Below are 14908 nucleotides of genomic sequence, written 5' to 3'. Positions count from 1 at the left end.
GGTTGGGGGCGGGTGTCGAGACAGGCGCGTCCTGGGCTGACGAAGCAGATCCTGTGGTACACGTCCGGGCGTGCCCGTGCCCGGAGACGACGACAACGAGCGGCTGACACCCACGATCCCGCCGCCGCCCATGATCGAGTCGCCCTCGGGCGCACGGACGCGGCGGGTCATCGCCGTCGGTGGCGGGCGCGGCGGCGTCGGCAAGACGCTGCTCACCGTGAACCTCGGCGTCTACTTCGCCCAGCTCGGCCGCGAGGTCGTCGTCTGCGACACCGATCCGTTCGGCTCGAACCTGCACGGCGTGCTCGGCCTGGAAACGCCGCCGCTCGTGACGAGCGAGGCGCTCGAAGAAGGCAAGGCCAAGCCCGTGAGCACGATCGTCCCGGGCCTGCGCCTCCTGCCCACGGCCTACGATCCGATGACGGCGACGCCGATCCGCCCGAACCGCGGATCGCACTGGGCGAGGCAGATCGAGAAGCTCGACGTCGACTACGTCCTTTTGAACCTCGGCGCCTCGACGACGGCCTCCACGCTGGATCTCTTCCTCCAGGCCGACGTCGGGATCTGCGTGACGGCGCCCGAGCCGCTCGCGATCGAGACGACCTACCGCTTCGCTCGCGCGCTCTACCTGCGCGTGCTCCGGCGCGCGCTCACGAAGGAGCGCTTCAAGCTGCGCCTCGTCGAGCGCGTGATCGCCGCGCTCCCGCCGCTCGCCCCGCCGCCCGCGATCGTCGCCGAGATCAAACGCTACGACGACGGCGTCGCCAAGGTCGCGGCCGAGGAGATGCTGAGCGTGGCCGCGCACCTCGTCGTCGGTCAGACGCGCCTGCGCTCCGACCTCGATCTCGGCATGAGCATGTCCGTGATCGCCGAGCGTTTCCTCGGCATCTCGCTCGACTACCTCGGTCACATCGAGCACGACGACGCCGTGTGGCTGACGGTGCGGCGCAGGCAGCCGCTCCTCATCGACAGCCCCACGTCGAAGAGCGCGCGCAACATCGAGCGCGTTGCGCGCCGCATCCTGGCGCTGCTCGCCGCGCAGAGCACCCGCGGCGGCGCGCTCCCGGCCCGCGCGCCGGTCGCCCAGCAACGCGCCGGCGCCCTGCCCGCCACGCTCTACGAGGTCCTCGGCGTCCCGCGCACCGCCGCCGACGACGAGATCCGCCGCGCCGTGAAGCGCCAGCGCGAGATCTTCCGCGAGGGCAGCCTGCCGCTCTGCTCCGTCGTCGCGCCCGAGGTCTTGCGCCAGGTGCAAGCGCGCATCGAAGAAGCGCACGACACGCTGCTCGATCCCGTGCGCCGCCGCGCCTACGACCTCTCGACGTTCCCGGACGACACGCCCGCCACGGTCGTGCCGCAGCGCAGCAGCAACGCCGCGCAGATGGCCGAGCTCGCCATGTTGCAGGCCGAGCTCGCGCGCGAGATCAACGCCGAGACGCAGTTTTCGGGCGCGCTCCTGCGCAAGGTGCGCGAGTCGCAGGGGATCGAGATCACCGAGATCGCGCAGCGCACGAAGATCAACGTCGCGCACCTCAACGCGATCGAGAACGAGTCGGTCGGGGACCTGCCCGCGCTCGTGTACGTGCAGGGCTTCGTCCAGCAGGTCGCGAAGTTCTTGAAGCTCGACCCGGCGCAGGTCGCGAAGACGTACACGCGAAGGCTGCGGGACATCTCGCTCGGGCGCGCGAGGGGCAGTGGATAAGCCTTCGGACGAAGGACGGGATCGGCTCTTCTCGGCCGCCCTCTTCGTGCTGGCGCTCCTCTTGCGCCTCTACGTCGCCATCGCCTGGGCCCGCGAGCCCGTGTGGGACGGGCACTACTACGACTTCGGCGCGCGTCGCATCGCCGAGGGCTTCGGCTACTCCGACGACATCGTGGTCGGCGGCCAGCGTGTCTGGCACCCGTGGTGCCACTACCCCGTCGGCTACAGCGGCTTCCTCGCGATTTTCTACCGGCTCTTCGGCGCAGGCCCCGCGACCGCGCCCGTCGTCAACGCCGTCACGGGCGCGCTCGTCGTGGTGCTCGTGCACAGGCTCGCGAGGTACACGACGACGAAGAACCGCGCCCGCGCCGCGGGTCTTCTCTGCGCGCTCGATCCGGGCCTCATCGTCTACGCGGCGCTCGTGATGACCGAGCCGCTCGCCGCGCTCGGCCTCGTGGCGGCGGGGTGGCTCGTCGCGCGGGACGCGAAGACCAAGCCGATGCGCGGCGCGCTGCTCGCGGGCCTTGCGCTCGGCCTCACCACGCTCGTGCGGCCGCAGAGCCTGCTCTGCGCGCCGGCGCTCGGCTTGTTCGCCGCTTGGGGGCTACGCCCGGACAAGCCGGGCTACGCCCCCAAACCCCCCACGCTCGGCGACGGCACGATTCGTACGAAGCTGAAGAAAGGGCTCGTCACGGCCGGGATCGCGCTCGCGACGGCCGTGCTCGTCGTCCTGCCCTGGACCGCGCGCAACTGCCGCGTGATGGACGGCTGCGCATTCGTCTCGACGAACGCCGGGTGGAACCTCGCGATCGGCGCGTCCCCGCGCGCCACGGGCCGCTTCGAAACGCTGCGGGCGAGCGACGGCTGCAAGGTCGTCACGGGCCAGGTGCAGCAGGATCAATGCTGGCGCGACGAGGGCCTGCGGTGGATCGTGAACGACCCGATCCGCTGGCTCTCGCTCGTCCCGAAGAAGCTCGGCCACACGTTCGATCACGAGTCGTTCCCGATGGGCTACCTCGGCGAAGCGAACCCCGCGGCCTGGCCCGAGCCGCGCAAAGCCACGGGCCGCGCCGTGCTCACCGCGGTGCACGTCGCGCTGCTCGCGTTCGCCGCGCTCGGCCTCGTCGCCTCGCCGCTCGGACGAATGCCGCTCCGCGCGCGCCTCACGCAGATCGCCGCGCTCCTCGCGATCGTGGGCGTCGTGCTGCACGGCATCCTCTCCGACGCGCATCCGTTCTGGCCGCTCGCCGTGCTGATCGTGCTCTTCGGCGCGCTGCCGCTCCCGGGCGCGCCGGCCCGCAACGCGGCCGTCGGCTACCTGGTCTTCGCCGTCGCGACCGTGGCGCTCACGCACGCGGTCTTCTTCGGCGAGGACCGTTATCACGTGGTGATCACGCCGGTCCTCTGCCTGCTCGCGGCCCTCGCGTTGCGACCGTCCGGAGCGCTCGCCGCTCCTTCACGAGCAGCCGCAGACGTTCCCCCACCGTCCTGACCAGGTCTGATAGAGTACCGTCATGTTGAAGAACCTGAGCCGCGAGGATCGTCTTCAGGTGATGCGGTTCGTGTGCTCGTTCGCCTGGGCGGACCTCGAGGTCAAGCCCAAGGAGCGCGCCCTCGTCCACAAGATGGTCAAGGAGTTCCAGCTCGATCCCGACGAGGCGAAGCAGGTCGAGGGTTGGCTGCAGGTGCCGCCGCGCGCCGAGGAGGTCGACCCGGCCACGATCCCGGCCGCGCACCGGAAGATGGTGCTCGACGCCGCACGCCGGATCATCAAGGCGGACGGGAACGTGGACCCGGAAGAGGCAGAAAGCTTCTCGCTCCTCGAACAACTGCTGGCTTAACCGTTCGCCACCCCCAGCGTCCGTCTGGTACGCTCGGGGCGTGCTTCGCCAAGGTCTCGGTCGCCGGCACGGGCCGTGGGGGATCACCCTCGCGTGCGTGGCGACCGCGCTCGCCCTCACGATCGCACCTGCCAGGCCCGCCGGCGCGTTCCCGCACGTCGTGCGCTCCGGCGAGACGCTCGCGCAGATCGCCGAGCGCGTGTACGGCCGCGTCGAGATGGAGCAGATCCTCGTCGCGGCCAACTCCCTCGACGCGGGCAGGGGTCTGTCGATCGTGCCCGGCATGCGCCTGGAGATCCCGTCGGTCGGGCACCACCGCGTGACGGCCGGCGAGACCTGGACCTCGCTCGCCGACACGCTGCTCGGCCACCCCGAGCGCAGCGACGTCCTCGCCTTCGCGAACGAAGCCAAGCCCTGGATCCAGCCCACCGAAGGCCAGGAGATCCGCGTCCCTTACAACCTGCGTTACGTCGCCGGCCCGGGCGACTCGACGTTGACCGTCGCCTACCGCTTCCTCGGCCAGCGCGACAAGGCGTGGATGCTCGATCGGTACAACCGCCTCGGCGGCGAGTCGCTGCAGCGCGGCGACGTGGTGCTCGTGCCGCTCACCGAGCTCGAGCTCACGACCGAAGGAAAAGCCCTCGCCGCGAGCGCCGGTGCGCTCGTCCGCTCGGAAGGCGCAGGCCAGGCGCGGGAGGCGCAGCGGCGCGCCGAGGTCGAGCTGCCGCAGCTCGCCGCCGATGTGCGAAACGGCCGCTACGTCGACGCCGTCACGCGCAGCAATCGCCTGCTCGGCTCCGGCGAGCTCTCGCGCCCCCAGCTCGCCCAGATCCACCAGCGCCTCGTCGAGGCCTACGTCGCGCTCGACGCCCAGGGCCTCGCCGAGACGTCCTGCCTCGCCTGGCGCGAGGCCGACCCCGCGCTCGTCCTCGACCCGATCGAGCTCTCCCCGAAGATCGTGCGTGCCTGCACGAACGCGAGCACCCTCGGCGCCGCGGCTCCGCCCGCCGCCGTGATCCCGTCCGCCCCTGCATCCGCGTCCGCGGCCTCGCCCACGCCCCCCAGCACGCCGCGCCGCACGCCCGTGGGAGGTCGGTAGGCGTGCAGCAAGGCGAGACGCGCGCCCCGGTCTCCTCCGACGTCGCGTACCTCGCGCCGGGCACCGTCGTCGCCTCGCGGTACACCGTCGAGTCCGTCGTCGGCGAGGGCGCGACGGGCATCGTCTACGTCGCCACGGACGGCGAGACGGACGCGCGTGTCGCGCTCAAGGTCATCCACCGGAGCCTCTGCTTCGACCCGCACTTCTCGCGCCGCTTCACGCGCGAGGCCTCGATCCTGAAGCAGCTCGAAGGCAACCACATCGTGCGCCTGCTCGACGTCACCGAGGACGACGGCCTGCCCGTGCTCGTGCTCGAGTACGTCGAGGGCCTCTCGCTCGAAGCGACGTTGCGCAAGCACAGGCCCACGATCGAGGAGGCCGTGGAGATCACGCTCCAGATCTGCGCCGCGCTCGGCGCCGCGCACGCGGGCGGCTTCGTGCACAGAGACCTCAAGCCCGGCAACGTCATCATCCAGGGCGAGCTCGGCACGGGACGAGTACCGATGGTCTGGGTCGTCGACTTCGGCCTCGGCAAGGCCTTGCACCGCGACCCGTCGGGCACCTCGCTCACCGAGCGCAACATGATCCTCGGCACGCCCGAGTACATGTCGCCCGAACAGGTCCGCGGCGACGAGCTCGATCATCGCTGCGACATCTACGCGGCCGGCGTCCTGCTCTTCGAGATGCTCACGGGCCGCGCGCCGTTCGCGGGCAAGACGCCGATCGCGGCCATGACCGCGCACCTCACCGAGCCCGTCCCCTCCCCGCGCGCGTCGAGCCCCGATCGCGACATCCCGCCTGCGCTCGAAGCCGTCGTCCATCGCGCCCTCGCCAAAAACCCCGACGAGCGGTACGAGACCGCGCGCGCCTTCGCCGAGGCCCTCTCCGCCGCGCGCGACGAGCATCACGTCATCGCGCCTGCCGCCGTGGACGACGCCGACGCGCTCGCCACGGGCGACACCGAGCTCGAGCTCCGCACGGCCGTCGCGAAGGCCGTCGCGCTCGAGTCGAAGTCTGCGTCGACGACGAAAGCTGCCGCGGAGCGCCCGGGACAGCCTGTGCGGTGGCCGTGGATCCTCGTGGCGGTCGTGCTCGCGGCCGTGGCGATCGCCGTCGGCGCGATGGCGGGCGCGCGATAGCAGGCGACGCGCATCGCGGATGGCTTTCGCGCGCCATCGCGGCGATAATGCGCCGCGATCATGAAGAAGCGCTTCCTTTCGAAAAAATGTTTCCTCGCGGCCTCCGCTGTCGCCCTCGGGGTCGCGCTTTTTCCGAGCGCTGCGCGCGCCGAGGTCGTCGCCGTCGATTGCGACGTCGATCCCGACTGGTGCAAGACCGCCCCGATCGCCTTCTCGCACAGCGACTCACTCCCGATCGAATGGAGCTTCGACACGGGTTGGGTCCCGGCGAACTCGCCCTTGCAGGTCCACGTCTGGGCGGGCGTTTATGCGACCACGCGCGTCTCGCTCAAGGGCGCGCTCGAGACGAGCTGGCCCGAGGCGCTGCTCCTCCGCGCGCCGGGCAACCCCGACGGCGGCTTGCTCTCGTATCACTACGGCGTCGAGCTCGGCGCGCAGGCGCAGCTCCACGTGAAGATCGCCGGCATCCCGTACGACTGGGTCGGCGACATCCCGTACGTCCCGCAGATCGATTTCCAGGTCGAGGGTGAAGAGATCTTCGACGCGTGGGGCTTTCACCCCGGCGCCACGCTCTCCAGCAAGACGCAGCCGCAGACGATCATCGAGGTCGGCCTCAGCGACATCATCAGCATCCCCAGCGTCTTCGTGGACGGCGGCCTCAAGGTCGACGTGCAGATGGAGCTCGCCGCGACGTACACGACCGAGCGCATCGTCGTGGAGAGCGCCGAGGGCAAGGGCGTCAAAGGCGGCGACATCACCGAGGAAGGCGGCGAGACGAAGGCCGAGTATCTCAACGGCCCCTCGATCGACCTCGACGTGCATCCCGAAGGGAACATCGACTACGACGGCATCATCCACTTGATCCCGGGCATGTGGGTCGAGCTCCTCGGCCAGAACTTCTCGTTCGACCTCGTCGACATTCCGATCACCTTCCCGATCACGCAGACGACGTGGTCGTTCCCCAAGCAGCGCGTGCACGTCCCGCTGCCCGACGTCGTGCTGCCGAAGGCCGAGATCGATTTTGGCGAGGTCGAGGTCGGCCAGAAGAGCCTCGAGAGCTTCAGCGTGTGGAACGCGGGCGAGGCGCGCGCGAAGGTGACGATCGTGTCGAGCAGCCCGGAGCTCTTCCCCGCGTGGGATCCGAGCCTCGACATCGAGCCCGGCGTCACGGCGGACACGGCCGTGCGCTTCATGCCCCGGAAGAACGGCCCCTTCGAGGCGACGTTGTTCATCGCGTCCAACGACCCGAACGACCCGGTCCAGGAGATCGTCCTCAAGGGCGTGGGCTTCGGCGGCCCCGTCGCGCCGTCCGAGGACATCTCGCAGGAGAGCGGGTGCGCCTGCCGCGCCGCCGGAAGCGACGCGCCCACCCCCGCCCCGGCGGGCCTCGCGCTCACCGCCCTCGCCGGTGTCGCGGCCCTCGTACGGCGAACTCGGAGGATGGGTCGACGTTGACCCCCGTGGGTCTCCTGTGACCCCCTTCCAAGGCCGTCACAGGAACGACGCACACGGCATTTCGCCAGCTTACAAACTCCCCCCTGGGTCCGTCGCGACCCCCCGTCTGACAAAAACCCGCGAAACTCCGCCAATTCCTTGGCTGGCATGACCGTTGCTGATGTCCATTCCGCACCTGACTTCAGCATCGGGGAGTTCCTGACATGTCGACGGCCACGCAGCAGGACCAGCACAGCCACGAAACCCAGCCCTCTTCGCAGACCCGCGCCGTACGCCAGGCGCTCGTCTCCATGGGATCGCGCATCGTCGGGCAAGGCGCGGCGATCGAGGAGGTCGTCCACGCCATCGGAGTTCTCTCGACGTCCCGCGCGCCCGCGCTCTTCGTGGGCGAGCCCGGCGCCGGCAAGCGCTTCTTCGCCCGGGTCCTGCACGAGACGACGGCCCAGGGCCCGCTCGTCCTGCTCTCCGACGAAGCCGCGCCCATCGACGCCGCCGCGCTCCGCACCGCCACCGAGAGCGCTCGCGGCGGCACGCTCGTCCTCGTCGACATCGATCGTCTCGCCCCCGAGCTCTCCGACGAGCTCGTCGCGCTGGCGAACCGCGGCGACACGCGCCTCATCGCGACCTCCACGGCGCCGCTCGATCCGGATGGGTGTCACGCCGCGCTCTGCGCGCTCTTCGCCACGAGCACGGTCAAGCTCCCCACCTTGCGCGAGCGCGCCGAGGACATCCCGCTGCTCATCCAGCACTTCTTCGAGCTGCACGCGACGCGCTCGCGTCGCACCGATCTGCGCGGCCTGTCGCCCGAGGCGATCGCGCTGCTCGAAGGGCACAGCTTCGCCGACCATGTGCGCGGCCTCGACCGCGCGATCGATCAGGCGATGGCGTTCGCCGAGGGCCCGTACGTGACCGTCTCGGATCTGCCCGAGGAGATCCGCGGAGCGAAGCCGCACGGCTCACCGCTCCTGCTCGGCGCGCTCCCCGTGAACGGCCTCGATCTGCGCGCCGCGGTCGAGGAGTTCGAGACGCGCATGATCCTCCAGGCGCTCGAGCGCACGGGCTGGAACAAGAACCGCGCCTCGCGCTTGCTCGGCCTGAACCGCACGACGCTCGTCGAGATGATCAAGCGCAAGCGCCTCGCGCCGCCGCTCGGCGCCCGCAAGCCGGTCACGGCGAAGGCCGACGCGCTCGAGGCGCTCGCCGACGCCGAGTGATCAGCGCATCACGTCCTTGAAGCTCATGGCCGGCTTCGGCGGGCCCTCGTGGGCCAGCCGGATCACGAGGTCGGCCATCTTCTGCACCACCCACGGAAAGTGCTCGGGCCCGAGCGACGTGATGTCGAAGTCGGGCGCCGAGTTCATGAAGTCGATCGCGTACGGCACGCCGTCGCGGATCGCGAGCTCGACCGTGTTCATGTCGTAGCCGAGCGCGCGACAGAGCGAGCGAGCGTCCTCCACGCAGCGCGCGAGCAGCGCCGGTTCGAGCGGCGGCATCGTCTCGCTCGCCCGCACGTACCGGTCGAAGTGCCCGAGCCGCGGATCCCACAGCGCGGGCAGCACGTGCTCCTTGCCGATCACGATGCACCGCACGTACTGCGACCACGGGATCGCCTCCTGCGCGATCATCGTGAGCATCCCCGTCCGATCGTACGTGCGCCAGAGCTCCTCCATCGAGCTCACGCGGTAGACGTCGCGAAACCCTCCGCCCCAGTGCGGCTTGATGAACATCGGGAAGCCGAGTTCGCGCGCCGCGCCTTCCCAGTCGAGCGGGAAACGCAGGTTGCAGAGCGTCTCGTTCGACACGCCCTCGCCGTACGACTTCGACGGCAGCACCACCGTCCTCGGCACGCGCACGCCGAGCCGCGCGGCGAGCGCGGTCCCGAAGAGTTTGTCGTCGGCGATCCGCCAGAACGGGTTGTTCACCACGCGCGTGCCGTTCAGCACCGCGAGCTTCAGCACCGGCTGGTAACAGGTCACCTCGTGCGAGATGCGATCGACGAGCACGTCGTACGGCGGCGGACGATCGATCGAGGTGATGTCGAGCTCGGCGTAACTCGCGACCACGCCGGCGTCGCGCCGCGCGACCTCGGCGATCAGGGCATCGGGAAAGGAGCGCTCACGTCCGACGAGCAAGCCAACGCGGAGGACCATCAGGCCCTCCTACACCAAACTTCTGCGCTCGTCACAGGGCCATGCTGCGGAGCTCGCGCTTCAGCACCTTGCCTGTCGGGTTGCGCGGTAAGGACGGAAGAAACACGAATTCGCGCGGCACCTTCGCGCCAGACAGCCGAGCGCGCGCGAACGCCTCGAGCTCCTTCGCCTCGACGCTCGCGCCCGGCTTCAGCACCACGAACGCGCGCACCCGCTCGCCCCACACTTCGTCCGGGACGCCCACGATCGCGACCTCCGCGACCACCGGATGATCGTGCAGCACGCCCTCCACCTCGGCCGGGTACACGTTCACGCCGCCCGAGATCACCATGTCGCGCTTGCGACCTTCGAGGAAGAAGTAGCCGCGCTCGTCCCTGCGCGCGAGATCGCCGACCGAGAAGAACCCGTCCCGCATCGCGTCGCGCGTCCCCGCGTCGTCGGCGTGATAGCCCGAGAAGAGCTGCCCGCTCCGCGCGTAGAGCTCGCCCACCTCGCCGGGCGCGCAGATCCGACCGGACTCGTCGTAGAGCCGCACCTCCGCGCCCGGGATCGCGCGGCCGATCGTGCCCGGCGCCGCGCGCAGATCCGCGGGCTTCGCCAGCGTCACCACGCCCGTCTCGGTCGCCCCGTAGAAGTTGAACAGTTTGTCCCCGAAGATCCGCAGCACCTCGTTCGCCAGCGGCACCGAGATCGCCGCGCCGCCCGTGAAGATCGCCTTCAGCGACGACGTGTCGTAGCGCCGGATCCTCTCCTCCCCGAGCTCCACGATCCGGTGCAGCATCGTCGGCACCACGGCCGTCGTGGTCACGCGGTAGCGCTCGATCGCTTCGAGGAACGACTCGGGCCGGAAATCGCGCAGCACGATCACCGTGCTCCCGACGAGGTACGACATCGTGATGAACCCGAACGCCGTCGCGTGATAGAGCGGGCACACCGCGAGGTGCACCTCGCCCATTTCCATCGGCGTCTCGCCGATGAACGCGAGCGCCGCGGTCGTCGCGCCCTTCGCGAACTGCCGAACCGCGCCCTTGGGTTTGCCCGTCGTGCCCGACGTGTACATCACCACCGCGGGCTCGTCGCCCGCGGGAGGCGGCGGCCCCTTCGCCGACGCGACAAGCCCCTCGAGCGTCGGGAACGGCTCGACCGCGCCGCCCACCGAAAAGCATCGCGGTGCGCCGATCTGCGCGAGCAACGGCGCCGCCTCGCGCACGGTCTCGGCGACGTCCACGTCGAAGAACAACGCGCGCGCCCCCGAGTGCGTCGCCACGTACTCGAGTTCGCTCGGCGTCGACCGGAACGAACAACTGACCGCCCCGCAGCCGAGCTTGCCGGCGGCGATCTGGAGCAGCACGAACTCCGGCCGGTTCTTGAGCATCAACGCGACCCGATCGCCTGGCCGAACCCCTCGCTCGGCGAGGGCCGCGGCGATGCGCTCGATCCGCTCGTTCATCTCGGAGAACGAGTACGCGCGATCCTCCACGAGCCTGCCGCTCGGCGACGCGGAGAGCCCCACGAGGCCCACGGTGTGGGGATCGTTGTGGGCCATGAAGTGGAACAAGAGCGGCGGCGCGGCCTTCTTGGTCCGCCAGAGCTCGCGCGCGGTGGCTTCGAGCCCGGACCAGTGGACGTGACGCGGCATCTTGGTCTGGATCGCGACGCGGCCTACCGTCCGCGCCCCGAACACCATGCCCTCGGCGGCCTGCTTGAGCGAGGAGAGCCTCTCCTTCCAGTGCATGCCCGGATTGTAGTCTCGCGACGTTGGGGATAGGTTACTTCCCGTGAGTGACCGGCGAACCACCGGAGGCCGCGCGGCCATCGAGCTGAACGTCGAGTACAAGCGCCTCAACACGTTCTTCGCCGACTACACGCGCAACATCTCGAAGGGCGGCACGTTCATCCGCACGGATCGGCCCCTCGACGTGAACACCGAGTTCGTCTTCGCGCTCAGCATCAAGAACCTCGCCGAGCCGCTCCGCCTCCGCGGTCGGGTCAAGTGGATCGTGCGCCCCGTCGACGCCACGCCCGACTCCCCCGCCGGCATGGGCATCGAGTTCCAGTACAACGACGACAAAGAGCGCCGCGAGACCGAGGCGATCGTCGAGAAGCTGATGGCGAACGAGCTTGGCGACGAGCTCGCCGGCAAGCTCCTCGGGCACAAGCCGAACACGAAGTCGTAAGCGCGAAGAGCTCCGGTTCGTCTACGCCGGTTTCAAGCTTGCTCGGGCGCCCGGGGGCCCTCGTCGCCTCGTGCAGGTTCGCGCCCGCCGTGTACACTCCGCGGAGATGCCTCCGAGATCTACGCCCCGCGCGCGCGCGTTCGCCCGAGCCATCCTCGCCTCGCTCCTCGCCGCCGGCGCCGCGGGCTGCGGGACTTCGGCCCGGCCCACGAAGACCCCCGTGCAGGTCGTCGAGGGCCCGGTCAAACCCGTCGACGTCCAGGACGCGGACTTCGCCACGACGCTCGCGCGTGTCCTCTCGGACGGCTCGCGCACCCCGGAGCGGCTCGGCACCGTCGCGGGCGTCGTGCGCCGCCAGCTCATCCACGCCGAGCGACGCTTCGCGCTCGGCGCGCCCGAGCGAGGGACCTCGAGCGTGATGGGCGCGCTCTACCTCGTCCGCGTCGGCGAGGGACAAGGCGCGATGGTCGACGCGGCCGGCGCGCGCGCGCTCGACGGCGCCATCCGCCACCTGAGCACGCTCGGCGACGAGGGACGCGTGCACGCGCTCATGCGCATGCGCGCCGCCGCGCTCGGCACGAGCGCCCCGGGTCGCGCCGAGCTCGACGAGCACCTCTCGAACCTCGAGCGCTGGATCGGCGACACCCACGCGGGCAGCCCCGGCGTGCGCCTCGGCGCCGAAGCGCGGTACCTGGCCGCGCGCGCGATGGTCGATCCGTCCGGCGAGACACTCGACGCCGCGGCGAACGCGATCGAGGCGTGGGTCAATCGTGGCATCGAGATCAACCGCATCTTCCGGCAGACGGGCAAGCGGCCCGAGCGCGCCGAGGCCATGGAGGCGGCGCGCTCCATCGAGACCGGCGCGGTCATGCTCGCGTCGATCTTCATCCGCCACGGCGACGCCCAGGGCGCTTTGTCGCGCATCGAGAGCTCCGAGGTCCGGCTCATCACCGAGCCCGCGCTGCGCAGGAGCCTCATGGTCGCCTCGGAGGACGGCGACGCGGAGGCCTGGGAGATGGTCGCGGCGGCGTTCGCCAACGAGGGCGCTCCGACGACCGAGGACGAGGACGAACGCGAAGAGCGGCTCGATCCGCGCCTCGTCGAGGCGGGCGTCTGGGGCAGCGTGCTCGAGGCGTACCGCAAGGACCCGAAGAACTTCCGCATGGCCGCGCTCCTCGCCGAGGAGCTCGTGCGCCTCGGCATGTCCGAGGGCGCGCCGGCCGTGCTCGCGGGCGCGCTCGGGGCGCAGCCGAACGCGCGGTTCGTCGCGGCCGCGAACCGCATCGTCTTCGAGGCCATGGCCGTCGACGCCGACGCGGGCGACGTCGACGCCGTTCGCCGCACCTTCCGCGCCGCCGCGCCGATCCTCGCGGCCGCCGATCGACCGGAGATCGCGGCGGCCGGCCTCGAGCCCACGCCCGCGCGCCTGCGCTTGCTCATGGCCTCCGTCGAGGTACGCAGCGGCGACCTCGCCGCGGCGCGCCCGCTCTTCGTGGCCGCCGCGAAAGGTGATCCCTCGGTCGCCGCGTGGATCCGCGTCGCGCGCGCCGATCGCCAGGCCAAGGACTCCACCGCCGCGCTCGACAACCTGCGCCGCGCGTATGCCGCGCCCGACGCGCGTGTCGCCCTCGCCGACCTCGCCGAGGCGCACATGCTCGCCTTCGAGATCCATCGCGACCTCGGCGCAACCGACGTCGCCAAGGCCGAGCTCGCGGACGCGCTCACCGCCGCGCTCGCCTCGCAGAAGCAGCGCGGCGATGCGGGCATGCGCGCCCGTGCCGAGACCTTGCTCTCCCGCGTCCTCGAAGCGTACGGCGACGCCAAGGCCGCAAGGCGCGCGCACGATCGTGCCCTCTCCGTCGCGGCCACCGATCGCCCTGCGCTCGGCGCCACGGTCCTCCAGATCGTCTCGCGCGCTCTCGTGCGTCGCGACCTCGACGCGGCGCGCGCGGCCGTCCGCCAGGGCCTCGAAGCCGACGTCGATCAGGAAGAGCGCATCTACGGCGGCCTCTGGCTCTCCCTCCTCGAACGAGAGCTCCGCGCGGCGCCGGACGACACGGCCACGCGCGCGCTCGCGACGAACGGCGATCGGGACGCGTGGGTCGTCAAACTCGCGCAGTGGGCGCTCGGGCGCATGACGGACGACGGCTTGCTCGCTTCGGCACAGAATGCGGCGCAGCGAGTCGAGGCGGAGTTTTACACGGCCATGGCACGCCGCGCCTCCGGCGACCCGGCGGCGGCGGAGCGTTTGCGCAAAGTCGCGGATAGCCCGGTCCTCGATCTCGTCGAGGTCCAGCTCGCGCGGGATCTGCTTGCGCCGAATTTTCGCGCAGAGCTGCCCCAGGGCGCCGCGCTGCCCTGAACGGTCGGGCCTGGGAAGCGCATTTCCCTCCCGCGACCGGTCACGGATGATATCATACATTCATGAAATCCTTATTGTCGCGGGGAGCTTCTGTCCTCGTTTCTGCGGGCGCGCTCGTCCTGGCCGGCTGCGGCGCGGACGGGCCTGTCGTCTGGCCAATCAGCGGCGCGACCGAAGGTGATTTTCCACTCTCATCGACCTTTGGTCCCCGCGTCCGCACGGAAGACGACGTCTACGACTTTCATCGCGGCATCGACATTGCCGTCCCCGAGGGCACGGACGTCTACTCGATCGCCGCGGGCGTGGTCAGCGAGATCCAGGAGGACACGAGCGCCGGCGGTATGCTCGTCAAGGTCGATCACGGCGGCTACTACAGCACGTACGTGCATTGCTCCGAGGTCGACGTCGACGTCGGGGACAGGGTCGACGCCGGCGAGGCCATCGCCGAGAGTGGCAAGGCCTCGAATGGCTTCGCGCACCTGCACTTCGAGATTCGCAAGCCCGGCGACAACAAGAAGGACTGTGTCCACCCGCTCGACGTCCTGCCCTATTCGGACAGAGGCGCACCCACGCTGGAGATTGGCAAGGTGGACATGACGACCCCCCTCGAGCCCAAGATCACGGTCCGGGCCCGCGTCCCTGCGGGCGAGCTCGATCTCCGCAGCGTCTCCGTCGCCACCTTCGAGGCCGACGCGGCCGCCATCCTCGAAGGCCTCGAGCCCCTCTCCGAGCGGGTCTACGACATCGAGGACTGGAATCGCACCTACACGTCGAGCGAATCCGACGTCGTCATCGACGACCCGAACAACGAGGGCATTCTCGTCCGCCCGCAAAGATACAACAACACGATGTCGGCGTACGAAATTGATTTCACGTTCACAGGGCTCGTCGGCACGGTCACGAGCGGCATGCTCCGCGTCCGGGCCGTGGCCGTGGACGTGAAGGGCAACAAGATCAGCGTCGAATCGCAGTGACGCGCTGGA

General features: G+C 70.3%; 12 protein-coding genes. 10 read left to right on the top strand and 2 right to left on the bottom strand.

The annotated features are described in order from the left end of the window. Positions 1-70: 70 nt before the first annotated feature. The 7 genes from QHF83_RS14970 to QHF83_RS14940 all read left to right on the top strand — a co-directional run bounded on the left by QHF83_RS14970 (position 71) and on the right by QHF83_RS14940 (position 8450). Positions 71-1702, top strand: coding sequence for a helix-turn-helix domain-containing protein (locus tag QHF83_RS14970; RefSeq protein ID WP_282418503.1), 1632 nt, complete (start codon positions 71-73; stop codon positions 1700-1702). Next, positions 1695-3194: a glycosyltransferase family 39 protein gene (locus QHF83_RS14965; RefSeq protein ID WP_282418502.1), complete on the top strand. Its 1500-nt coding sequence runs from the start codon at positions 1695-1697 to the stop codon at positions 3192-3194. Before QHF83_RS14970 ends, QHF83_RS14965 begins: the two co-directional genes overlap by 8 nt. A gap of 22 nt (positions 3195-3216) precedes the next feature. Further along, entirely contained in the window at positions 3217-3543 is a 327-nt protein-coding gene (locus QHF83_RS14960) for a TerB family tellurite resistance protein (protein WP_282418501.1), read from the top strand. A 40-nt stretch (positions 3544-3583) separates the two neighbouring features. After that, positions 3584-4642 (top strand): LysM domain-containing protein, encoded by a 1059-nt coding sequence (locus tag QHF83_RS14955; protein ID WP_282418500.1) that lies wholly within the window; start codon positions 3584-3586, stop codon positions 4640-4642. Between the two features lie 2 nt (positions 4643-4644). Then, entirely contained in the window at positions 4645-5781 is a 1137-nt protein-coding gene (locus QHF83_RS14950; RefSeq protein WP_282418499.1) for a serine/threonine-protein kinase, read from the top strand. A 60-nt stretch (positions 5782-5841) separates the two neighbouring features. Beyond that, positions 5842-7236 (top strand): DUF1573 domain-containing protein, encoded by a 1395-nt coding sequence (locus QHF83_RS14945; protein WP_282418498.1) that lies wholly within the window; start codon positions 5842-5844, stop codon positions 7234-7236. Between the two features lie 203 nt (positions 7237-7439). Further along, positions 7440-8450, top strand: a complete 1011-nt coding sequence (locus QHF83_RS14940) for a helix-turn-helix domain-containing protein (protein WP_282418497.1) — start codon at positions 7440-7442, stop codon at positions 8448-8450. Here QHF83_RS14940 and QHF83_RS14935 read toward each other — a convergent pair whose 3' ends face one another. Both QHF83_RS14935 and QHF83_RS14930 read right to left on the bottom strand, forming a co-directional pair. Continuing rightward, positions 8451-9386 carry a hypothetical protein gene (locus QHF83_RS14935; RefSeq protein ID WP_282418496.1) on the bottom strand — a complete coding sequence of 312 codons (936 nt, stop codon included), beginning with the start codon at positions 9384-9386 and terminating at the stop codon, positions 8451-8453. It abuts the gene before it with no gap. 31 nt (positions 9387-9417) lie between these two features. Next, entirely contained in the window at positions 9418-11121 is a 1704-nt protein-coding gene (locus QHF83_RS14930) for an AMP-binding protein (RefSeq protein ID WP_282418495.1), read from the bottom strand. Between the two features lie 43 nt (positions 11122-11164). On the opposite strand from QHF83_RS14930, the gene QHF83_RS14925 reads away from it, so the two are divergent. The 3 genes from QHF83_RS14925 (at position 11165) to QHF83_RS14915 (ending at position 14899) form a co-directional block, all read left to right on the top strand. Continuing rightward, complete coding sequence (locus QHF83_RS14925) at positions 11165-11563, top strand: TIGR02266 family protein (protein WP_282418494.1); 399 nt, start codon at positions 11165-11167, stop codon at positions 11561-11563. Between the two features lie 106 nt (positions 11564-11669). Next, a complete protein-coding gene (locus QHF83_RS14920; protein ID WP_282418493.1) occupies positions 11670-13925 on the top strand; it encodes a hypothetical protein in 2256 nt (751 codons plus the stop codon). Between the two features lie 62 nt (positions 13926-13987). Beyond that, positions 13988-14899, top strand: a complete 912-nt coding sequence (locus QHF83_RS14915) for a M23 family metallopeptidase (RefSeq protein WP_282418492.1) — start codon at positions 13988-13990, stop codon at positions 14897-14899. The last annotated feature ends 9 nt before the right edge of the window (positions 14900-14908 follow it).

Source organism: Polyangium sp. 15x6 (genome assembly GCF_029960785.1).
Classification (GTDB): domain Bacteria; phylum Myxococcota_A; class Polyangia; order Polyangiales; family Polyangiaceae; genus Polyangium.
Note: the sequence above shows the minus strand (reverse complement) of the source record. Positions and strands in the feature narration are given on the sequence as shown.

Excerpts from the sequence above, each read along its gene's own strand:
- QHF83_RS14960 (WP_282418501.1), top strand. The coding sequence starts at position 3,217 with ATGTTGAAGAACCTGAGCCGCGAGGATCGTCTTCAGGTGATGCGGTTC.
- QHF83_RS14945 (WP_282418498.1), top strand. The coding sequence starts at position 5,842 with ATGAAGAAGCGCTTCCTTTCGAAAAAATGTTTCCTCGCGGCCTCCGCT.
- QHF83_RS14940 (WP_282418497.1), top strand. The coding sequence starts at position 7,440 with ATGTCGACGGCCACGCAGCAGGACCAGCACAGCCACGAAACCCAGCCC.
- QHF83_RS14935 (WP_282418496.1), bottom strand. The coding sequence starts at position 9,386 with ATGGTCCTCCGCGTTGGCTTGCTCGTCGGACGTGAGCGCTCCTTTCCC.
- QHF83_RS14930 (WP_282418495.1), bottom strand. The coding sequence starts at position 11,121 with ATGCACTGGAAGGAGAGGCTCTCCTCGCTCAAGCAGGCCGCCGAGGGC.
- QHF83_RS14920 (WP_282418493.1), top strand. The coding sequence starts at position 11,670 with ATGCCTCCGAGATCTACGCCCCGCGCGCGCGCGTTCGCCCGAGCCATC.
- QHF83_RS14915 (WP_282418492.1), top strand. The coding sequence starts at position 13,988 with ATGAAATCCTTATTGTCGCGGGGAGCTTCTGTCCTCGTTTCTGCGGGC.